Annotated in this window: 23 protein-coding genes and 1 tRNA gene; 10 read left to right on the plus strand and 14 right to left on the minus strand. The window is 56.6% G+C overall.

Going from position 1 to position 21,219, the window contains the following annotated elements; translation table 11 throughout:
* Positions 1-2 precede the first annotated feature (2 nt).
* Together IM273_RS13320 and IM273_RS13325 are read left to right on the plus strand one after the other, a co-directional pair.
* Positions 3-78 (plus strand) — tRNA-Lys (locus IM273_RS13320).
* A 125-nt stretch (positions 79-203) separates the two neighbouring features.
* Complete coding sequence (locus tag IM273_RS13325; RefSeq protein WP_041908812.1) at positions 204-542, plus strand: FlxA-like family protein; 339 nt, start codon at positions 204-206, stop codon at positions 540-542.
* On the opposite strand, the gene IM273_RS13330 is transcribed toward IM273_RS13325, so the two are convergent.
* On the minus strand, positions 539-1,474 hold the full coding sequence (locus tag IM273_RS13330; protein WP_193051202.1) for a LysR family transcriptional regulator: 936 nt from the start codon (positions 1,472-1,474) through the stop codon (positions 539-541). The two genes, IM273_RS13325 and IM273_RS13330, sit on opposite strands and share 4 nt — an antisense overlap.
* Positions 1,475-1,563: 89 nt before the next feature.
* Between IM273_RS13330 and IM273_RS13335 the strand changes: the two genes are divergently transcribed.
* Positions 1,564-2,559, plus strand: coding sequence for a bile acid:sodium symporter family protein (locus tag IM273_RS13335; RefSeq protein WP_041908807.1), 996 nt, complete (start codon positions 1,564-1,566; stop codon positions 2,557-2,559).
* Here IM273_RS13335 and IM273_RS13340 read toward each other — a convergent pair.
* The 3 genes from IM273_RS13340 to zipA form a co-directional block, all read right to left on the minus strand.
* Positions 2,556-2,771 carry a DUF3820 family protein gene (locus tag IM273_RS13340; protein ID WP_048959525.1) on the minus strand — a complete coding sequence of 72 codons (216 nt, stop codon included), beginning with the start codon at positions 2,769-2,771 and terminating at the stop codon, positions 2,556-2,558. The two genes, IM273_RS13335 and IM273_RS13340, sit on opposite strands and share 4 nt — an antisense overlap.
* Before the next feature lies 1 nt (position 2,772).
* Positions 2,773-4,788 carry an NAD-dependent DNA ligase LigA gene (gene ligA / locus IM273_RS13345; protein ID WP_193051203.1) on the minus strand — a complete coding sequence of 672 codons (2,016 nt, stop codon included), beginning with the start codon at positions 4,786-4,788 and terminating at the stop codon, positions 2,773-2,775.
* Between the two features lie 69 nt (positions 4,789-4,857).
* Positions 4,858-5,838, minus strand: a complete 981-nt coding sequence (gene zipA / locus IM273_RS13350) for a cell division protein ZipA (protein WP_059358546.1) — start codon at positions 5,836-5,838, stop codon at positions 4,858-4,860.
* 230 nt (positions 5,839-6,068) lie between these two features.
* Here zipA and cysZ point away from each other — a divergent pair, with 230 nt between their 5' ends.
* The 5 genes from cysZ to crr all read left to right on the plus strand — a co-directional run bounded on the left by cysZ (position 6,069) and on the right by crr (position 10,862).
* Complete coding sequence (gene cysZ / locus IM273_RS13355) at positions 6,069-6,830, plus strand: sulfate transporter CysZ (protein WP_028013995.1); 762 nt, start codon at positions 6,069-6,071, stop codon at positions 6,828-6,830.
* A gap of 163 nt (positions 6,831-6,993) precedes the next feature.
* Complete coding sequence (gene cysK, locus IM273_RS13360; RefSeq protein WP_028013996.1) at positions 6,994-7,965, plus strand: cysteine synthase A; 972 nt, start codon at positions 6,994-6,996, stop codon at positions 7,963-7,965.
* 317 nt (positions 7,966-8,282) lie between these two features.
* Positions 8,283-8,540, plus strand: a complete 258-nt coding sequence (gene ptsH, locus IM273_RS13365; protein WP_000487600.1) for a phosphocarrier protein Hpr — start codon at positions 8,283-8,285, stop codon at positions 8,538-8,540.
* Positions 8,541-8,584: 44 nt separating this feature from the next.
* Positions 8,585-10,312 (plus strand): phosphoenolpyruvate-protein phosphotransferase PtsI, encoded by a 1,728-nt coding sequence (gene ptsI / locus IM273_RS13370; RefSeq protein ID WP_008501604.1) that lies wholly within the window; start codon positions 8,585-8,587, stop codon positions 10,310-10,312.
* A 40-nt stretch (positions 10,313-10,352) separates the two neighbouring features.
* Positions 10,353-10,862 (plus strand): PTS glucose transporter subunit IIA, encoded by a 510-nt coding sequence (crr, locus tag IM273_RS13375; protein WP_003861316.1) that lies wholly within the window; start codon positions 10,353-10,355, stop codon positions 10,860-10,862.
* 44 nt (positions 10,863-10,906) lie between these two features.
* Here crr and pdxK read toward each other — a convergent pair whose 3' ends face one another.
* The 10 genes from pdxK to IM273_RS13425 all read right to left on the minus strand — a co-directional run bounded on the left by pdxK (position 10,907) and on the right by IM273_RS13425 (position 19,200).
* Complete coding sequence (gene pdxK / locus IM273_RS13380) at positions 10,907-11,743, minus strand: pyridoxine/pyridoxal/pyridoxamine kinase (protein ID WP_028013997.1); 837 nt, start codon at positions 11,741-11,743, stop codon at positions 10,907-10,909.
* Positions 11,744-11,748: 5 nt separating this feature from the next.
* On the minus strand, positions 11,749-12,660 hold the full coding sequence (gene cysM / locus IM273_RS13385; RefSeq protein WP_059358547.1) for a cysteine synthase CysM: 912 nt from the start codon (positions 12,658-12,660) through the stop codon (positions 11,749-11,751).
* Between the two features lie 67 nt (positions 12,661-12,727).
* Entirely contained in the window at positions 12,728-13,822 is a 1,095-nt protein-coding gene (cysA, locus tag IM273_RS13390) for a sulfate/thiosulfate ABC transporter ATP-binding protein CysA (RefSeq protein WP_008501607.1), read from the minus strand.
* The gene (cysW, locus tag IM273_RS13395; RefSeq protein WP_193051204.1) at positions 13,812-14,687 is read right to left on the minus strand and encodes a sulfate/thiosulfate ABC transporter permease CysW; all 876 of its coding nucleotides are present in this window, start codon (positions 14,685-14,687) and stop codon (positions 13,812-13,814) included. Before cysW ends, cysA begins: the two co-directional genes overlap by 11 nt.
* On the minus strand, positions 14,687-15,520 hold the full coding sequence (gene cysT / locus IM273_RS13400) for a sulfate/thiosulfate ABC transporter permease CysT (protein ID WP_004123378.1): 834 nt from the start codon (positions 15,518-15,520) through the stop codon (positions 14,687-14,689). The genes cysW and cysT overlap by 1 nt, the downstream gene beginning before the upstream one ends.
* Positions 15,520-16,533: a sulfate ABC transporter substrate-binding protein gene (locus tag IM273_RS13405; RefSeq protein WP_193051205.1), complete on the minus strand. Its 1,014-nt coding sequence runs from the start codon at positions 16,531-16,533 to the stop codon at positions 15,520-15,522. The genes cysT and IM273_RS13405 overlap by 1 nt, the downstream gene beginning before the upstream one ends.
* 174 nt (positions 16,534-16,707) lie before the next feature.
* Positions 16,708-17,607, minus strand: a complete 900-nt coding sequence (locus IM273_RS13410; RefSeq protein ID WP_047368060.1) for a Dyp-type peroxidase — start codon at positions 17,605-17,607, stop codon at positions 16,708-16,710.
* Positions 17,608-17,699: 92 nt separating this feature from the next.
* A complete protein-coding gene (locus tag IM273_RS13415; protein WP_028014004.1) occupies positions 17,700-18,275 on the minus strand; it encodes an RpoE-regulated lipoprotein in 576 nt (191 codons plus the stop codon).
* Positions 18,276-18,338: 63 nt separating this feature from the next.
* Positions 18,339-18,788, minus strand: a complete 450-nt coding sequence (locus IM273_RS13420; protein ID WP_041908792.1) for a DUF2919 domain-containing protein — start codon at positions 18,786-18,788, stop codon at positions 18,339-18,341.
* Positions 18,775-19,200, minus strand: a complete 426-nt coding sequence (locus tag IM273_RS13425) for a GNAT family acetyltransferase (RefSeq protein WP_003861292.1) — start codon at positions 19,198-19,200, stop codon at positions 18,775-18,777. The genes IM273_RS13420 and IM273_RS13425 overlap by 14 nt, the downstream gene beginning before the upstream one ends.
* 212 nt (positions 19,201-19,412) lie before the next feature.
* Between IM273_RS13425 and amiA the strand changes: the two genes are divergently transcribed.
* Complete coding sequence (gene amiA, locus IM273_RS13430) at positions 19,413-20,288, plus strand: N-acetylmuramoyl-L-alanine amidase AmiA (protein ID WP_028014006.1); 876 nt, start codon at positions 19,413-19,415, stop codon at positions 20,286-20,288.
* Entirely contained in the window at positions 20,288-21,187 is a 900-nt protein-coding gene (gene hemF / locus IM273_RS13435) for an oxygen-dependent coproporphyrinogen oxidase (RefSeq protein ID WP_193051206.1), read from the plus strand. Before amiA ends, hemF begins: the two co-directional genes overlap by 1 nt.
* Positions 21,188-21,219: the final 32 nt, after the last annotated feature.

Here is a 21,219-nt window from a genome sequence, read left to right on the forward strand (position 1 = left end):
TCGGGTCGTTAGCTCAGTTGGTAGAGCAGTTGACTTTTAATCAATTGGTCGCAGGTTCGAATCCTGCACGACCCACCAATGTAAAAAAGCGCCCTAAAGGCGCTTTTTTGCTATCTGCGATATAAAAATATGAACCTGCCGCATTTTCCTCAAGCTAATCCCGTCGGTGCCGATACCTCTGTTTTATAACGCGAGGAAAAAGTATGACGACCATTCAGGCTTCAACCCAACAGATTCAAACCAGCGGCGCGAGTGGCACTTCGAGCAGTAACGATATCTCTGCGCAAATCACCCGCATTCTCGACAAGATCAAAAAGCTGACCCAGCAGTTAAAAGAGCTGGCAAACAGCCCCGGCAGCGCAGATGAGAAGAAGAAGCAGCAGGAACTGATTCAGACCCAGATCAAAGTGCTGCAGGCACAGCTCGCCGCACTGCAGCGCCAGCAGGCCGAAGAAGCTCAGAAGAAGCAGGATCAAAAACTGGGCAAAGTAGAAGGCGTGAATAGCCCGTCAGACACTAATCAGATTGATATCTACATCTAATCGTCTGATGCGTTAAACAGTGGATCGCGTATGCGGGCCTCGGTTAATCGTTGTGCCTGGATACGCACCACTTTCCAGATGGCCTGCGCCGCACCCGAGAGCGAACGATTTTTTCGCCGCACCAGCATCAGCTTTCGTTCGACAACGGGCGTCAGCCGCTTCACCGCCAGCTGGCTTCCCTGCGGCAGGGGAAGCGCCAGAGCGGGCAACACGCTGATGCCAATTCCGGCTTCCACCATCGGAAACAGCGTGGCCGGATGACCAATCTCCTGCACGATCGTTGCCTTAACGCCCTGATTCACCAGCGCGGAATCAATCAGCGGACGGCTGCCTGAGGCATAATCCTGTAAAACCAGGTTCGCCCCCTGCAGGGACTGCCAGCTGACCTCGAGCAACGCTGCCAGCGGGTCGTCGTCACGGCAGAGCAGTAAAAAAGGCTCAGAAAGAACGCTTTCGCATTCCAGATCGCTCACCTGGCCAGGATCGATCACAATACCAAAATCCACATCGCCCTGGCGGATGCTCTCCAGCACCCACTGCTGCGGTCTGTCATGCAGGACAAAATCAATATCAGGATAGCGATGGTTTCCCTCGGCAATACATTGCGGGATAAGGTGCGCGGATATCGTCTGGCTGGCCGCAACCCGCACGGTGCCCGACAGCTGCTGCCCCAGCCTCCCCACGTCTCTGAGCGTGCTGTTCAGCTCATCAAGCAGCCGTTCAAGACGCAGGGCCAGCTGCTGCCCCGCTTCGGTCAGGACCACTTCACGCGTGGTGCGGTCAAGCAATCTAACGCCGGTCTGGTTTTCCAGCTCTTTCACGCTGTGGCTGACCGCCGACTGGCTCAGGCCGATCATTTCACCTGCCCGGCTAAAGCTGCGGGCATGGGCGACGGTGACGAAAATGCGAAGCTGGCGTAGGGAATAATTCATCTGTTTAATTCATGAATGGATGCAATAAATCAATTTTATTTCTCAAATGGAAAAAAGCACAATAGCGACATCTGTTTTCAGGAGTCATTATGAAACTATTTCGTATTCTTGATCCGTTTACACTCACCCTGGTGGCTACCGTTTTACTGGCCTCGTTCTTCCCTGCTCGCGGCGGTTTCGTCCCTTTTTTTGAGGGACTGACGACGGCCGCCATCGCACTGCTGTTCTTTATGCACGGCGCAAAGCTCTCCCGCGAAGCGATTATCGCTGGCGGTAGCCACTGGCGACTGCACCTCTGGGTGATGTGCAGCACGTTTATTCTGTTCCCGATCCTCGGGGTGCTGTTTGCCTGGTGGGCACCGGTTAACGTCGATCCGGCGCTCTACACCGGTTTCCTGTATCTCTGTATTCTCCCGGCCACCGTGCAGTCTGCCATTGCCTTTACCTCTCTTGCCGGAGGGAACGTTGCAGCCGCGGTCTGCTCCGCATCGGCATCCAGCCTGTTAGGGATTTTCGTCTCCCCGCTGCTGGTGGGCCTGCTGATGAACATGCACGGCGCGGAAGGTAACCTTGAACAGGTCGGCAAAATCTGCCTGCAGCTGCTGCTGCCGTTTGTCCTGGGCCATCTCTCGCGTCCGTGGACCGGGGCGTTCGTGGCGAAGCATAAGAAATGGATCTCTAAAACCGACCAGTCGTCGATTCTGCTGGTGGTCTATTCCGCCTTCAGCGAAGCGGTCGTAAACGGGATCTGGCATAAGGTGGGCGCAGGCTCGCTGCTGTTTATCGTGGTGGTCAGCCTCGTTCTGCTGGCAATTGTCATTGCGGTGAACGTTTTTGTGGCGCGCAAATGCGGCTTCAGCAAAGCCGATGAGATCACCATCGTCTTCTGCGGCTCCAAAAAGAGCCTGGCGAACGGCATCCCGATGGCGAACATTCTGTTCCCCACCTCGGTGATCGGGATGATGGTGCTGCCGCTGATGATTTTCCATCAGATCCAGCTGATGGTCTGCGCGGTGCTGGCGCGTCGCTACAAGCGCCAGACGGAAAAGCTGGCGCAGGAAGAGACCCGCGCCGCGAAGGCTTAAGGACGCTTCAGGGGCTGCACCAGCTGGGTCAGCCCCTCGGTTTTGATCAGTAACGTGACAGCCATCAGCTCGCCCAGGCGCCCGGCGGGGAATTCGTCCTTGCGGGCGAACCACAGCAGGTACTCCTCCGGCAAATCGATCAGCCTGCGGCCCTTGTATTTACCGAAAGGCATTTCCGTATTGGCGATCTCAACGAGCTGCTCTTTCTCCACGTTACTCTCCTAACAGGCGCATCATTTCTGCTTCGTCGATAACCTCAATGCCGAGCTCCTGGGCTTTCGCCAGCTTCGAACCCGCAGCTTCGCCGGCAATCACCAGGTCGGTTTTCTTCGACACGCTGCCCGCCACTTTGGCCCCCAGCGCCACCAGACGTGCTTTTGCATCGTCGCGTGAAAGCTGGCTAAGGCTACCGGTTAGCACCACGGTTTTACCGGCAAATGGGCTATCAATTTCTTCGGCGTTGACCACCACCGGCGCGGGCCATTTAATGCCCTCTTCCAGCAGCTTGCCGATGACTTCGCGGTTGCTCTCTTCGGCAAAGAAGTTAAAGACGTGCGTGGCGACGACGATGCCGACGTCCGGCACTTTCTGCAGCTCGTCGATGCTTGCCTTTTCCAGCGCCTCCAGCGTACCAAAGTACGCGGCTAAACCTGCCGCCGTCGCTTCGCCGACTTCACGAATGCCCAGCGCGTACAGGAAGCGGGCGAAAGTCGTCTCTTTCGCTGCTTCCAGCGCGTTAACCACGTTCTGGGCTGACTTCGGCCCCATGCGATCCAGACCGGTCAGTTTGCCCGCCGTGAGCCTGAACAGATCCGCAGGCGTATGGACATACTCTTTCTCAACCAGCTGATCGATAATCTTGTCGCCCATGCCGTCAACGTCCATTGCGCGACGGGAAACAAAGTGCTTAAGCGACTCTTTACGCTGCGCGCCGCAGATCAGGCCGCCCGTACAGCGGGCCACCGCTTCGCCTTCTACACGCTCTACGTCAGAGCCGCATACCGGGCAGTGGGTCGGGAAAACGACCTCGCGCGTATCATCAGGACGTTCTGACTCAACAACGTTCACCACCTGCGGGATAACATCGCCCGCGCGGCGAATCACCACTTTGTCACCGATGCGCAGGCCGAGGCGTTCGATTTCATCGGCGTTGTGCAGCGTAGCGTTACTCACCAGCACGCCTGCGACCTGCACCGGCTCCAGTCGAGCGACCGGAGTAATAGCGCCCGTACGGCCCACCTGAAATTCCACGTCGCGAACGAAGGTCATCTGCTCCTGGGCAGGGAATTTAAACGCCACCGCCCAGCGCGGCGCACGCGCCACAAAGCCCAGCTGCTCCTGCAGCGCCAGCGAATTGACCTTGATGACAACGCCATCGATATCAAAGCCGAGCGTCGGACGGTCCTCTTCCACTTTGTGGTAGAACGCCAGCACCGCTTCCGGCGAGTCGCAGAGCTGAACGCGGTTGCTCACCGGCAGGCCCCAGGCTTTAAACTGCAGTAGACGCCCGAGGTGCGTGTCCGGTAACTCACCATCTTCCAGAATACCGACGCCGTAGCAGAAGAAAGTAAGCGGTCGCTTCGCGGTGATGCGCGGGTCAAGCTGGCGCAGAGAGCCCGCCGCCGCGTTACGCGGGTTAGCAAACACTTTCCCGCCGGTGCGACGCGCCTCTTCGTTAATTTTCTCGAATCCCGCCTGCGGCAGGAACACCTCGCCGCGCACTTCCAGACGCGCGGGAATGTTGTCTCCCTGCAGCTTCAGCGGGATCGCGCGGATGGTTCGCACGTTAGTGGTGATGTCTTCACCCGTCGTACCGTCGCCACGCGTGGCGGCGCGCACCAGCACGCCGTTTTCATAGAGAAGGCTGACCGCCAGGCCGTCGAGCTTCAGCTCGCAGCACCAGGTGAGGGAATCGCTGCTTTTCAGACGGTCCTGCACGCGCTTGTTAAACGCGAGGAAGCTCTCTTCATCAAAGACGTTGTCCAGCGACAGCATCGGCACTTCGTGACGCACCTGGCTGAAAGCCCCCAGCGGCTCGGCGCCGACGCGCTGGGTCGGAGAATCTGGCGTAATCAGTTCCGGGTGCTGCGCCTCCAGCTCGCGCAGCTCGCGCATCAGCCGGTCATACTCCGCATCAGGCACTTCCGGTGCGTCCATAACATGATAGAGATATTCATGATGGCGAAGCGTGGTTCGCAGTTCAGTGAGTTGTTGTTCGATTGAGTCCATATCGCACCATCAATGAGAAAAAACCCCCGACAGGCGGGGGTTGAGGAGGAGTTGAAGTAAACGCGACAATTACGCGTTGGCTTCCTTAACTTCACGGATGCGGTCCTGATACTCGCGCAGCTTCTGCGGGGTCATCATTCGACGCTGATCGTCGAGCACCACACCACCCACTTCATCAGCGATGTGCTGAGCGGACTGCAGCATCAGCTTGAAGTTTTGCAGCTCGTCGCCGTAGGACGGCACCTGCATAAAGATAGTGACACCCGGCGTCACGAAATCACCGGTCATTTCCGGGTCAAAGGTGCCTGGGTTGACCATATTGGCCAGACTAAACAGCGCCGGACCACTACCGTCAGGGCTCAGGTGGCGATGGAAAATGTTCATATCGCCAAACTTGAAGCCTGCCTGTTGAATACTGTTGAGCAACACGTCACCGTTGAGATGGCTGCCGTGATGCGCGGCCACGTTCATGATGATCACCGCTTCTTTACGCTGCGGCTTTTCAACAACCGGTTCAGGCTCGACGACCGGCTCTGGCTCAACGTGCGGAGCCGGAGCGGGCTGCGGCGCAGGCTGTACATGAACAGGCTGCTGCTGCGGCTGGTGCACAGGTTGCTGTTGCACGGGCTGCTGCACAGGTTGCTGTTGAACCGGCTGTGGCGCAGCGGGCTGCTGCTGTTGTACAGGCGGTTGCGGCGGCTGACGTACAGGTTCTTCCACTGGCTGCGGCGCTGGCTGGCGCGGCTGGGCAGAGGCATACGGCGGTTGATACTGGTGCTGCGGAGCGCGGGGGGCTTCATGCTCCCCATGAGCCGCGCCGGGCGCAGTATTGACCCGATGAACACGAACTTCACCCACGCCGTCGTCGTCGCTACCGGTGATGTCATCTTCAGTGTCATCATCATCACGACTGGACTTCATGCGCTTCAGTGGGCGATCGCGAAACATCGAGGAACGCTCTTTACGGCTGGTCCAGAAACCATGTACCAGTAAAGCGATTATGGCGATCGCGCCAACAATGATTAATATCAGACGCAAATCCTGCATCATTATATTCTCTGTTGTTCTAACACCTTGCCACCACGGCAAACATTTACTCACTAAGAGTATTTGCCGTTTACGTCAAGTGCAAGTGTGTGCAGAGCATTCGCAGCATAAAGATGAAGTAAATCGTGCTTTTTGCTGGTTTTTCGAACATTTCCGAACTGGTCATTGGTCCGCAAGTGGATAATATAGGCGGGCAATTCCACTGGTTGTGAAAAAAGGAGTACAGCCTGGTTATGGTTTCAACATCGTCTTCTCCCCCGCGCAGCGGCGTCTGGTATTTTTCTCAGGGCTGGAAGCTGGTTTCACTGCCAGGTATCCGTCGCTTTGTCATTCTGCCGCTGCTGATCAACATTATTCTGATGGGCGGCGCGTTCTGGTGGCTGTTCACAAAGCTCGAAAGCTGGATCCCGTCGCTGATGAGCTACGTGCCGGACTGGCTGCAGTGGCTTAACTACCTGCTCTGGCCGGTGGCGGTCATCTCCGTGCTGCTGGTATTCGGCTATTTATTCTCAACGATCGCGAACTGGATAGCCGCGCCGTTTAACGGCCTGCTGGCGGAACAGCTGGAGGCGCGGCTTACCGGCGCGACGCCACCGGACACGGGCGTGCTGGGGATCGTGAAAGATATCCCGCGCATTATGAAGCGCGAGTGGCAGAAGTTTGCCTGGTACCTCCCCCGCGCGGTTGTACTCCTTGCCCTCTACTTTGTCCCCGGCATTGGCCAGACGGTTGCGCCGGTGCTGTGGTTTCTGTTCAGCGCCTGGATGCTGGCCATCCAGTACTGCGACTATCCATTCGATAACCACAAGGTGCCGTTTAAAGCGATGCGCACCGCTCTGCGCACCCGAAAGGTCGCCAATATGCAGTTCGGCGCGCTGACCAGCCTGTTCACCATGATTCCCTTCCTTAACCTATTCATCATGCCAGTTGCGGTTTGCGGCGCGACGGCGATGTGGGTGGACTGCTATCGTGCTAAGCACGCGTTATGGAAATAATGCAAAAATGTGTAAAGCAGGGGTGGCTTATGCCGCCCCTTATTCCATACTGATCCCCATTATTTCCTTGCAGTATATAGATATGCGAATTCCTTACTTCCCCCTACCTGCTTAGCAGGTATGCTGGGTCGGTATCCCAATTTCATACAGTTAAGGACAGGCCATGAGTAAGATTTATGAAGACAACTCGCTGACTATCGGTCATACGCCCCTGGTTCGACTGAACCGTATCGGTAATGGACGCATTCTGGCGAAGGTCGAATCACGCAACCCGAGCTTCAGCGTAAAATGCCGCATCGGTGCAAACATGATTTGGGATGCTGAAAAACGCGGCGTGCTGAAGCCAGGCGTTGAGCTGGTGGAACCGACCAGCGGTAACACCGGTATCGCTCTGGCCTATGTTGCTGCCGCACGCGGCTACAAGCTGACCCTGACCATGCCGGAAACCATGAGCATCGAACGTCGCAAACTGCTCAAAGCGCTGGGGGCGAACCTGGTCCTGACCGAAGGCGCGAAGGGCATGAAAGGTGCCATTCAGAAAGCGGAAGAGATCGTGGCCAGCGATCCGGCGAAATATCTTCTGCTGCAGCAGTTCAGCAACCCGGCTAACCCTGAAATTCACGAGAAGACCACCGGCCCGGAAATCTGGGAAGATACTGACGGCCAGGTTGACGTATTTATCTCCGGCGTCGGCACCGGCGGCACGCTGACCGGCGTGTCTCGCTATATTAAAGGCACAAAAGGTAAAAAAGAGCTGATTACCGTTGCCGTTGAACCTACCGACTCTCCGGTTATCGCTCAGGCGCTGGCGGGTGAAGAACTCAAGCCTGGCCCGCATAAAATTCAGGGCATCGGCGCGGGCTTCATTCCGGGTAACCTGGATCTGAAGCTGATCGATAAAGTCGTTGCCATCACGAACGAAGAAGCCATCTCTACCGCGCGTCGTCTGATGGATGAAGAAGGCATTCTGGCGGGTATCTCTTCCGGTGCGGCCGTTGCGGCAGCGCTCAAACTTCAGGAAGATGAAGCCTTTACCAATAAGAATATTGTGGTTATCCTTCCTTCTTCGGGTGAGCGTTACCTGAGCACCGCACTGTTTGCCGATCTGTTCACGGAAAAAGAGCTGCAACAGTAGTGCCAGTATGTTAATAACGCGTAAAAAAGCACCTTTTCGGGTGCTTTTTTGTGGCCTGCTTCAAACTTTTGACCCTCCTGGCATTGCTTCACCCCGATGTGTCTGGTATTTAAACCAGCAATTATTTTGAAGCGTGAAATTAATCAGTGAACGAAATACCCTTGCTGAATCGATTTTATGATTTGGTTCAAGTCTTCCTTTCGCTGCATAATGTTTAATGACGATTGAAACGTCAGCGCTAACAATACAGGCTAAAGTTAAGCCGCCAGGCTAGACTTTAGTTCCACAACACTAAACCTATAAGTTGGGGAAATACAATGTTCCAGCAAGAAGTTACCATTACCGCTCCGAACGGTCTGCACACCCGCCCTGCTGCTCAGTTTGTTAAAGAAGCGAAAGGCTTCACTTCTGAAATCACTGTAACTTCCAACGGCAAAAGCGCTAGCGCAAAAAGCCTGTTCAAACTGCAGACTCTGGGCCTGACTCAGGGCACCGTTGTTACCATCTCTGCTGAAGGTGAAGACGAGCAGAAAGCAGTTGAGCATCTGGTTAAACTGATGGCTGAGCTCGAGTAAGTTTCCGGGTTCTTTTAAATATCAGTCACAAGTAAGGTAGGGTTATGATTTCAGGCATTTTAGCATCCCCGGGTATCGCTTTCGGCAAAGCACTGCTGCTGAAAGAAGACGAGATCGTCATCGACCGGAAAAAAATTTCTGCCGACAAGGTTGATCAGGAAGTTGAACGTTTTCTGAGCGGTCGTGCCAAGGCATCTGCGCAACTGGAAGCGATCAAAACTAAAGCTGGCGAAACTTTCGGTGAAGAAAAAGAAGCCATCTTCGAAGGGCATATCATGCTGCTCGAAGATGAGGAGCTGGAGCAGGAAATCATAGCCCTGATTAAAGATAAAGGCATGACGGCCGACGCGGCTGCGCATGAAGTTATCGAAGGTCAGGCAACTGCCCTGGAAGAGCTGGATGATGAATACCTGAAAGAGCGTGCGGCTGACGTACGTGACATCGGTAAGCGCCTGCTGCGCAACATCCTGGGCCTGGCCATTATCGACCTGAGCGCGATTCAGGATGAAGTGATCCTGGTTGCCGCTGACCTCACCCCGTCTGAAACCGCACAGCTGAACCTGAAAAAGGTCCTTGGTTTCATCACCGACGCGGGTGGCCGTACCTCCCACACCTCAATCATGGCGCGTTCTCTGGAACTGCCTGCCATCGTGGGCACCGGTAGCGTCACCTCTCAGGTGAAAAACGGCGACTATCTGATTCTGGATGCCGTAAACAATCTGGTTTACGTCAACCCAACTAACGAAGAGATCGAAAAACTGCGCGCGGTTCAGGAGCAGGTTGCGACTGAAAAAGCGGAACTCGCTAAGCTGAAAGACCTGCCAGCCATCACCCTGGACGGCCATCAGGTAGAAGTGTGCGCAAACATCGGTACCGTACGCGACGTTGATGGCGCTGAGCGCAACGGTGCGGAAGGTGTTGGTCTCTATCGTACAGAATTCCTGTTCATGGACCGCGACGCGCTGCCAACGGAAGAAGAGCAGTTTGCTGCGTATAAAGCCGTCGCAGAAGCGTGTGGCTCACAGGCGGTTATCGTCCGTACCATGGACATCGGTGGCGACAAAGAGCTGCCGTACATGAACTTCCCGAAAGAAGAGAACCCGTTCCTGGGCTGGCGTGCCGTGCGTATCGCGATGGATCGTAAAGAGATCTTGCGTGACCAGGTTCGCGCTATCCTGCGTGCCTCCGCTTTCGGTAAGCTGCGCATCATGTTCCCGATGATCATCTCTGTTGAAGAAGTGCGTGCACTGAAGAAAGAGATCGAAATCTACAAACAGGAACTGCGCGACGAAGGTAAAGCATTTGACGAGTCAATTGAGATCGGCGTGATGGTGGAAACACCAGCAGCGGCGACCATTGCGCGTCATTTAGCCAAAGAAGTTGATTTCTTTAGTATCGGCACCAATGATTTAACGCAGTACACCCTGGCAGTTGACCGTGGTAATGATATGATTTCACATCTCTACCAGCCAATGTCACCGTCCGTACTGAACTTGATCAAGCAAGTTATTGATGCTTCTCATGCAGAAGGTAAATGGACTGGCATGTGTGGTGAGCTTGCAGGCGACGAACGTGCTACACTTCTGTTGCTGGGTATGGGTCTGGACGAATTCTCTATGAGCGCCATTTCCATCCCGCGCATTAAGAAGATTATCCGTAACACGAACTTCGAAGATGCGAAGGTGTTAGCAGAGCAGGCTCTTGCTCAACCGACAACGGACGAGTTAATGACGCTGGTTAACAAGTTCATTGAAGAAAAAACAATCTGCTAATCCACGAGATGCGGCCCAAATTACTGCTTAGGAGAAGATCATGGGTTTGTTCGATAAACTGAAATCTCTGGTTTCTGATGATAAGAAAGACTCCGGAACTATTGAGATTGTTGCTCCGCTCTCCGGCGAGATCGTCAACATCGAAGACGTGCCGGATGTAGTGTTTGCTGAGAAAATCGTTGGTGATGGCATTGCTATCAAACCAACTGGCAACAAAATGGTTGCTCCAGTTGACGGCACCATCGGTAAAATTTTTGAAACCAACCATGCGTTCTCTATCGAATCTGATAGCGGTATCGAACTGTTCGTTCACTTCGGTATCGACACCGTTGAACTGAAAGGCGAAGGCTTCAAGCGTATCGCGGAAGAAGGCCAGCGTGTTAAAGTTGGCGACCCGGTGATTGAATTCGATCTGCCACTGCTGGAAGAAAAAGCCAAGTCTACCCTGACGCCGGTTGTTATCTCCAACATGGACGAAATCAAAGAACTGATCAAACTGTCTGGCAGCGTCACCGTGGGCGAAACCCCGGTTATCCGCATCAAGAAGTAATTCTTGCCGCACAGAAAAATGGCGCCTTCGGGCGCCATTTTTGTTTATGCAGGGAGGATAAGCTCGTCGTAGCCTTTCGACTGGGTATAAAGCATCACATCAGTCACCCGATCGCCGGCCATGCGAATGGCATCAGCAACGGTTTTCCCCTCAACAATTCCGCTCACCAGTTCTGAACAGAACAGATCCCCCGTCCCTTTCAGATCGGTTTCTACGCGCGGATGCGCGCTGACGGTCACGCCCTCACGCGTCACCAGCACCACGTGGATGTTTTGCGGGTCGTCAGCGACCGGCGCGCTGGTGATCGCCACCCATTTCAGAGTGTCAGAAAGCAACCCCTGCGCGGCGGCAATAGCGCTTTCCGGCGTCCGGCACGGCTTACCGCTCAATACTTCCAGCTCATAGACGTTTGGCGTAATCCCCTGCGCCAGCGGCAGCAGGTGTTCCCGGTAGGCTTCCGGGATATCCGGCTTCACGTACATTCCGCTGTCGATATCGCCGATAACCGGGTCGACCAGCACCAGCAGGTCAGGATGCTGCGCTTTGACCGCCCTCAGCCACTGCGCCAGCAGCGCGATCTGGCTGGCGCTGCCCATATAGCCGGTAGTGACCGCTTTAAGCTCGCGCAGGATCTCGCGCTCTTCCAGCGCCTTCAGGTAGCCGCTGAACCACTCGTCGGGGATCACCCCGCCGTAGAAGGTATCGTAGTGCGGCGTGTTGCTAAACAGCACCGTCGGCACGGCGGTCACGTTCAGCCTGTGGGTACGAATGTTCGGCACAGCAATGCTGTTCCCCACGCTGCCGTAAACCACCTGCGACTGCACCGCGACAATGTCGGTTTGCTGCGCCCGGGTGTTATCCCGGAATAGAATCATCTCCATGACGCTTAAATCCCCGCCCCCTGCGAATAACTCTCTTCACCAAAGACGCCGGTAGACAAATAGCGATCGCCGCGATCGCAGATAATCGCCACCACGACCGCACCGGGATTTGCCTGCGCCACGCGCAACGCCCCCGCTACCGCGCCCCCCGAGCTGACCCCGCAGAAGATGCCTTCACGCACGGCCAGTTCACGCATGGTATTCTCCGCCTCGCGCTGATGAATATCCAGCACCCGATCCACCAGCTGCGCATTAAAGATGCCTGGCATATACTCCGCAGGCCAGCGACGAATGCCCGGAATGCTGCTCCCCTCTTCCGGCTGCAGACCAACAATGGTGACCGGTTTCTCCTGCTCGCGCAAAAAACGCGACACGCCGGTAATGGTGCCGGTAGTGCCCATGCTGGAGACAAAATGGGTGATGCGCCCGGCGGTTTGCTGCCAGATTTCCGGGCCGGTGGTGGTGTAGTGCGCGTACGGGTTGTCCGGGTTGTTGAACTGATCGAGCAGTTTACCTTCGCCGCGCTCGGCCATTGCTAACGCTAAGTCTCGCGCCCCTTCCATCCCCTGCTCTTTGGTTACCAGAATCAGCTCGGCCCCGTAGGCACGCATCGCGGCGCGGCGCTCCTGGCTCATGTTGTCCGGCATCAGCAGCTTCATGCGGTAGCCTTTCAGCGCCGCAATCATTGCCAGCGCGATACCGGTGTTGCCGCTGGTGGCTTCAATCAGCACATCGCCTGGCTTAATTTCACCGCGTTTCTCGGCCTGGACAATCATCGACAGCGCCGCGCGGTCTTTCACCGACCCTGCCGGGTTATTGCCTTCGAGTTTGACCCAGATTTCGCTGCCGTTGGCACATCCCATGCGCTGAAGCTTGACCAGAGGGGTGTTGCCGATGGTGTGTTCGAGTGTATTCACGATTTTTACTCAATAAAAAGCCCGGTAAGCATCACGCCACCGGGCGAAAAACATACTCAATAACCTATCAGGCTGACTCCGCCAGAGCAATATCCTCGCGCGTCTCAATGCGCTCCTTACCGTGATAGATGCGCGCATGCTGCAGCCCGACAAACAGGCGCTCTCCCCGGTGCGGCGGGACGTCGTCGCGCATGACCACAGTCAGCGGCTCGGTATACCAGCCCAGCGGCTGTACCACCAATTGGGTGTAGTGTCCTTTAGGGCTAGCTTCCAGCACCTGCACCGGCAGCGGGGAATCCAGGCTGGTGCGGCGGCTGACGTCCACTTCCCACGGGCGCAGGAACAAATCGACCGGCCCCTGATGCGCGGAGGTGTAGCCCAGCGGCCAGCGGTGCGCGCCCACGTGGAACTGACCGCCGCGGATGGTGCCCTGCAGTCGGTTCACCTCGCCCATAAACTCCAGCACGAAGCGGGTCGCCGGCTCGCGCCAGAGCTGTTCCGGCTCGTCAACCTGCTCGATGTTGCCCTGGCTCATGACCACCACGCGGTCCGCGACTTCCATCGCCTCTTCCTGATCGTGGGTCACGAAGACGCTGGTGAATTTCAGCTCTTCATGCAGCTGGCGCAGCCAGCGACGCAGCTCTTTGCGCACCTGCGCATCCAGCGCGCCGAAGGGTTCATCCAGCAGCAGTATTTGCGGCTCAACGGCCAGCGCGCGCGCCAGCGCCACGCGCTGCTTCTGCCCGCCGGAAAGCTGCGCCGGGAAACGGTCCGCCAGATGCGCCAGCTGCACCATCTCCAGCAGTTTGGTTACTTTCGCCTTAATGGTTGCTGCATCCGGGCGTTCACGACGTGGCAGCACCGTCAGGCCAAAGGCGATATTGTCGAAAACGGTCATGTGGCGGAACAGCGCGTAATGCTGGAAGACAAAGCCGACTTTACGATCGCGGGCGTGCAGGCGGCTCACGTCGGTGCCGTGGAAGCGGATGTGCCCGCTGGTCTGATGCTCAAGCCCGGCGATGATCCGCAGCAGCGTCGTTTTGCCCGAGCCAGACGGCCCCAGCAGCGCCACCATTTGTCCGGAAGGGATATCCAGCGAGATATCATTCAGCACCTGGGTGCGACCAAAAGACTTCTTAATATTGGCAATCTCAATGCTCATGATTTCCCTCCTGATGCTGACGTTTTTCCTGATTCTCTAAACGCCACTGCACCATACTCTTCAAAAACAGGGTCAAAATCGCCATCAGCGTCAGCAACGCTGCGGCAGTAAAGGAACCGACGGTGTTGTAATCCTGTTCCAGTAATTCAATCTGCAGCGGCAGTGACAGCGTTTCACCGCGAATCGAGCCGGATACCACCGACACCGCACCAAACTCACCAATCGCACGGGCGTTGGTCAGCACCACGCCGTAAAGCAGCGCCCAGCGGATGTTCGGCAGCGTCACGCGGCGGAACATCTGCCAGCCCGAAGCCCCCAGCAGCACCGCCGCTTCGTCTTCGTTGCTCCCCTGGCTTAACATCACCGGCACCAGCTCACGTACCACAAATGGGCAGGTCACGAAGATGGTCACCAGCACCATGCCCGGCCAGGCGAACATGATCTGCAGGTTATGTTCATCCAGCCAGCCGCCCAGCGGGCCGTTGGAGCCGTAAAACAGCAGGTAAACCAGACCGGCAACAACAGGCGACACGGCAAACGGAATATCCAGCAGGGTCAGCAGCAGCTGACGTCCCGGGAAGTTAAAGCGCGTCACCAGCCAGGCCAGCAGCGTACCGAAGACCAGGTTCACCGGCACGGTGATCAGGGCAATCAGCACCGTCAGCCAGATGGCGTGCAGCATGTCCGGGTTCGCCAGGTTCTCCAGCGCGGGCATCAGCCCCTTGCTGAACGCCTGGACGAAGATATAAATCGTCGGCACGACGAGAATGAGGGCGGAAACCAGCACGCCCACGCCAATCAGAAACCATTTACCCCAGTTGATGCGGGGCGCATCGTATCGCTTCAATTGCGTAACTTCCGCCATCAGTGACCTACCACACGTCGACCAAAGCGACTTTGCAGAGTGTTAATCGAGTACAGCAGCAGCAGCGAGGCCGCCAGAATCACCGAGGCAATCGCGCTCGCCGCCGGATAATCAAACTCCTGCAGGCGAATGAAAATCATCAGCGAGGTGACTTCCGTTTTCCAGGCGATGTTCCCGGCGATAAAAATCACCGCGCCGAACTCACCCAGGCTGCGGGTAAAGGACAGCGCGACGCCCGCCATCAGCGCCGGAGAGAGCTCCGGCAGAACCACTTTACGGAAGCTCTGCCAGCGCGTGGCGCCCAGCGTTTCCGCCGCTTCTTCGTATTCCGGACCCAGCTCTTCCAGTACCGGCTGCACGGTACGCACCACAAACGGGATGCTGGTAAAGGCCATCGCCACCGCGATCCCGAGCCAGGTATAGGTCACCTTGATGTCAAATTTCGCCAGCCACTCGCCGTACAGCCCGTTCACGGAGAAGAGCGACGCGAGGGTTAAGCCCGCAACCGCCGTCGGCAGCGCAAACGGCAGATCCATCAGGGCATCAAGCAGCGTACGGCCCGGGAAGCGATAGCGGGTTAAGATCCACGCCATCAGCAGGCCAAACACGCCGTTAAAAATGGAGGCAACAAACGCCGACAGCAGCGTCACCTTATAGGCCGCCACCACCTGCGGGTTGGTGACCACGTCCCAGTACTGCGCCCAGCTCATCTGAGCAAGCTGCATCACCAGCGCGCTGAGCGGCAACAGCAGGATCAGGCAGACGAACAGCAGGCTGGTCCCGAGGCTTAAGGTAAAGCCCGGCAGCACGCGTTTAGTCGAGACTGCAAACATTACTTACGCCCCGCCGCCAGCAGTTTGTCTAACTCACCGCCGCTGGCAAAGTGCGTTTTCATCACCTCAGGCCAGGAGCCGAAATGATCTTCCACGCGGAACAGCGCGGTCTGCGGGAATTTGTCCTTCAGTTTGTTCATTACGTCGGGGTTGTTCACGCGGTAGTAGTAATCGGTAATGATGGCCTGCGCCTGCGGGCTGTACAGGTAGTTGAGATAGGCTTTTGCCGCTTTCTCGGTGCCGTTCGCCTGCACGTTTTTATCCACCCACGCCACCGGGAACTCAGCCAGGATGTTGGTTTTCGGAATAACCACCTCGAAGCCCTGCGCTTCGTACTGCTTGCGAATGTTGTTCACTTCGGATTCGAAGCTGATCAGCACGTCGCCCAGACCACGCTCGGCGAAGGTCGTGGTCGCGCCGCGGCCGCCGGTATCAAACACTTCGACGTTTTTCAGGAACTGGGTCATGAACTGCTCGGTCTTCGCTTTATCATTTCCGTCAGCCTTGTCTGCCGCGCCCCACGCGGCTAAATAGGTGTAGCGCGCGTTACCTGAAGTTTTTGGGTTCGGGAAAATCAGCTTCACGTCGGAACGCACCAGGTCGCTCCAGTCGTGGATGTTCTTCGGGTTGCCCTTACGCACCAGGAAGCCCATGGTGGAGTAGAACGGCGAGCTATTGTTTGGCAAGCGGCTCTGCCAGTCAGCCGGGAGCAGTTTGCCCTTGTCGTGCAGGATCTGCACGTCAGTCACCTGGTTGTAGGTCACGACATCTGCTTTCAGCCCCTGCAAAATCGCCAGCGCCTGCTTGGATGAACCGGCGTGGGACTGCTTGATGGTCAGCTTATCGCCTTTGTTTTCTTTCGCCCACTGCTGCTCGAACGGTGGGTTAAGGGCGGCAAACAGCTCGCGGGAGACATCATACGAGCTGTTCAGCAGCTCGGTCGCCTGCGCCTGGGCCACCAGCAGTAAACCTGCCAGCGCCAGAGTTCCTTTTTTCAGTACAGTAACGGCCATTGCGCACCCTTATAAATGTGATGACTATCTTATAGTCATAATATTTATAACGGGGATGAAAGGAGTAACGGTTTTATATACCGTTTGGTGATTTACAAGCAGAAAAGGGAATAAGGGTCGGGGAAAATTGCCGGGTGGCGCTAACGCTTACCCGGCCTACGTATGGGGAGCGTTTTACAGCGCCAGCAGGCGCTCAACGGACGGCGCAAAATAGTAGCCGCCGGTTACCGGGCGGGTGAAGCGCAGCATGGCGTCACGCTTGCCGTCAGTGTCACCGAACATGCTCAGCAGCTGCTGCTCAATATTGTGCAGCCGCGCGCAGTAGGCGCAGAAGTAGAGGCCGTGCGTGCCGCTTGCCGTGCCGTACGGCAGGCTCTGACGAACAATTTTGAGCCCCTTGCCGTCTTCCTTAAGGTCAACGCGGGACAGGTGCGAGGTCACCGGGCGCGCATCGCCGTCGATCTCTTCGTTGGCTTCTTTGGTGCGGCCAATCATCATCTCCTGGTCGTGCACGCTCATGCGGTTAAGCTGCTTGAGGTTGTGCTCCCAGCGCTGGACGAACACGTAGCTGCCGCCCGCGTCCACGCCGTCTTTAATGACCGCCACGTCGCGACGAACCTCTTCACCCGCCGGGTTTTCGGTGCCGTCAACGAAGCCGCTCAGATCGCGCTCTTCCACCCAGCGGAAGCCGTGAACCTCTTCCTGCACGTCGATGCTGTCGCCAAACGCTTCAACCGCCGCCTGAGCAACGGAGAAGTTCACGTCGTGGCGCAGAGAGAGGATGTGGATCAGCACGTCGTATTGGGTGGCTGGCGCCAGGCCTTTGCCGTAAGGGATAAAGTCCTTCAGCTCTTCCGCGCCTTCGCCGCCGCTCAGCTGACGCCAGACGTTATTGCCGAAAGCGACAACGGCACCCAGATGGGCGTCCGGGAATTTGGCCTGGAAGGTGGCCAGTTTATCAACGAAAACTTTGCTGGCCGCGCGCAGGGCATCCACGTCCCCTTTAACATTGGCTTCAATCCAAATCGCCGCGCGGCAATGTTCTGGCAAAATGCCACTCTGAACCTGAGACATCGCTCCTCCTGAAATAAAGATGCCACGTCAGCGTGGCATTGATGGCGGCTATTATACCCGGATTTCAGCGAGGCGGTTTGTTCAGGCGCAAATTACTGCTTCCAGAGTATTTTGCTCACTTTCCAGCTCTTCAGCGTGTCGTCAGAGGGCATCAATCCTTCCGGACCGCTCCAGGTTCCGGTGAAGACATAGCTGATGTGCTGGCTGCCTTCCGCCTTACATTCCACCGCCACGCCATCGTCTGAAGGGGCGCTGCTGCAGTTACCAAAGGCCTGTTTATAAAGATCGCTAAACGGGGTGCCCACCTTTACGCCACTGGCGGTCGGAATATCTTCGTCCATCACGGCAATGCGGTTCACCGTCCCTTTATCACCGTTAATCACCAGCGCCAGCTTGTCGCCCTTTAGCGCTTCAAAGTAACGTACAATGTTGCCATTCTCGGTTTTCATCCCGCTACGCAGGCGATAGTCACTGCTCAGGGCATCCTGAATGGCGTCCTGATCGAGCGCCGTTGACGCGGTAATTTTTCCCACGCCCTGCTCGGTCACTTCGGTGGAAGAGCCAAACCAGTTCCACGGATACGCGGCGGACCAGTTAATGGAGGAGAGCGTCGAACAGCCGGTTAACGCCAGTGGGAGAGCGCATAAAAGTAAACGCAGCGATTTCATTGAAACGTCCTTTCTAATTAAATCAACGCTTGTTGGAGTGCGGCATCGGCAAAAAGTGCCGCGCTAATCTGACTCTTGCGTAAAACAGGCGCGTAAGCGGGGATTCGTCAGCAGCCACATCAGCGCCACAATATCCGCCACCACCAGCGCGATGCCGATACCGGAAAGCGGTTCACCCAGCCACCAGAGCACGGGTTGCCAGAACAGCAGCGCAATCTGGGCGAGGATCAGCAGCCAGCGAAGCGCACGCCACAGACGCGGGATTACATGCCGTCGACCGCTGCACAAAAAAGCCACCACCGCCGGTACGCCCGGCAGTAAGCCAAGCCAGAAGGCATCGTGGTCGGGATAAAAGAGATTCAGCAGCGTATCGCCCTGCCCGCGCGACGCACCGGCCATTACAAACAGTACCCAGGTACGGGCCTGGAGGAGCAAAACGCACCAGAACAAAAACGGCAGCCTGACGCGGCCCTGCGCGTCATAGTCAGCCGGGTGGATCTCAGTACTCTTCATCTTCGATCAGGCGCTTACCCAGCGTCAGCACGTCGGCGTGCTCGTAGCCCAGACGCTCATACATGCCCAGCACCACGTCGTTATCTTCCCGCACCATGATCTGGATTTTCGGGCAGCCGCGGGCGATGAGTTTCTTTTCCAGACGATTGAGCAGCGCGTTGGCGATGCCACGCGCCCGATATTCCGGGTGGACGCCCAGATAATAGGCCGAGCCGCGGTGGCCGTCATACCCCCCCATTACCGTCCCGACCACCTCGCCGTTCACTTCCGCGACCAGAAACAGGCTAACGTCGTGATTCACCTTACGTTCGATATCCATTTCCGGATCGTTCCACGGACGCAGCAGATCGCAGCGCTCCCAAAGGGTGATCACCTCTTCGAAATCTTCCTGGCGAAAAACGCGTATCTCCATGGTATTAACCGCCTTTTCGGGTTTAAAAACAGTGATTATGGCGTGAACGGGGCGTTTAGCCAATAACCGGGGAAAATCTCGCCAAAATTTGGCATAATGTCACTTTGTCACGTATTGAAATGAAAAGTAAAACAATTCTCAATAAGGACTGTCGTAACGGGAAACACGATACGATATAACACCAGGACCCCATTTTTCAGTATTCAGGCCGCATGAGCACATTCAAACCATTAAAAGCACTCACATCGCGTCGTCAGGTTCTCAAAGCGGGGCTGGCGGCCTTAACGTTAACGGGCATCGCTAAGCAGGCTCAGGCAAAAGACGAGAGCACGCTCAAAACCAGTAACGGACACAGCAAACCGAAAACCAAAAAGCCGGGCGCAAAGCGTCTGGTGATGCTCGATCCGGGTCACGGCGGTATTGATACCGGCGCCATCGGCAGAAACGGTTCGAAAGAAAAACACGTCGTGCTGGCAATTGCAAAAAATGTGCGATCGATTTTACGCAGCAACGGCATTGACGCCCGCCTGACGCGTACGGGCGACACGTTTATTCCGCTGTATGACCGCGTCGAGATCGCCCACAAGCACGGCGCGGATCTGTTTATGTCGATCCACGCGGATGGCTTCACAAATCCTTCCGCCGCGGGCGCGTCGGTGTTTGCCCTCTCCAACCGCGGCGCCAGTAGCGCTATGGCGAAATACCTTTCCGATCGCGAAAACCGGGCGGATGAAGTAGCCGGGAAGAAGGCCACGGATAAAGATCATCTGTTGCAGCAGGTGCTGTTCGATCTCGTGCAAACGGACACCATCAAAAACAGCCTGACGCTCGGCTCGCATATTCTCAAGCGGATTAAGCCGGTGCACCGTCTGCACAGTAAAAGCACGGAACAGGCGGCGTTTGTGGTGCTGAAGTCACCGTCCATCCCGTCCGTGCTGGTGGAAACGTCCTTTATTACCAACCCGGAAGAAGAGCGCCTGCTCGGCACCACGGCGTTTCGCCAGAAGATCGCCAACGCCATCGCCTCCGGCATTATCAGTTACTTCAACTGGTTCGATAACCAGAAAGCGCACTCCAGGAAACGCTGATGAAACCTAATGCACAGCTGGTCAAAACGTTCCTGCTGCAGCTGCAGGATGAGATTTGCCAGAAACTGGCCGCCGCAGACGGCGGTGAATTCCAGGAAGATAGCTGGCAGCGCGAAGCGGGCGGCGGCGGGCGCAGCCGCGTGCTGCGTAACGGCGGCATCTTCGAACAGGCGGGCGTGAATTTTTCCCACGTTCACGGCGACGCCATGCCCGCGTCCGCTACCGCGCACCGCCCTGATCTGGCGGGCCGCAGCTTCGAAGCGATGGGCGTCTCGCTGGTGATCCACCCGCATAACCCGTTTGTTCCGACCAGCCACGCCAACGTGCGCTTTTTCATCGCGGAGAAGCCAGGAGCCGATCCGGTCTGGTGGTTTGGCGGCGGTTTCGACATGACGCCCTACTACGGCTTCGAAGAGGATGCCGTGCACTGGCATACCACCGCGCGGGACCTTTGCCTGCCGTTTGGCGAGGACGTCTACCCGAAATTTAAAAAGTGGTGCGACGATTATTTTTACCTGAAGCACCGCGACGAGCAGCGCGGCATCGGCGGGCTGTTCTTTGACGATCTCAACACGCCGGATTTTGGTACGGCATTTAGCTTTATGCGCGCGGTGGGCGAAGGGTTCACCGACGCGTACCTGCCGATTGTCGAACGCCGTAAAAACACCGACTACGGCGTGCGCGAGCGTGAGTTCCAGCTTTATCGTCGCGGGCGGTACGTGGAGTTCAACCTGGTGTGGGATCGCGGGACGCTGTTCGGCCTGCAGACCGGCGGACGCACGGAGTCGATTCTGATGTCTATGCCGCCGCTGGTGCGCTGGGAGTACAGCTACGAGCCAAAAGAAGGCAGCCCGGAGGCTGCCTTGAGTGAGTTCCTTAAAGTACGCGACTGGATTTAACTGCCGGATGGTGCTGCGCTTATCCGGCCTAC

Origin of the sequence: Enterobacter cloacae complex sp. P13B (assembly GCF_014895915.1) — a bacterium.
Classification (GTDB): Bacteria; Pseudomonadota; Gammaproteobacteria; order Enterobacterales; family Enterobacteriaceae; genus Enterobacter; species Enterobacter bugandensis.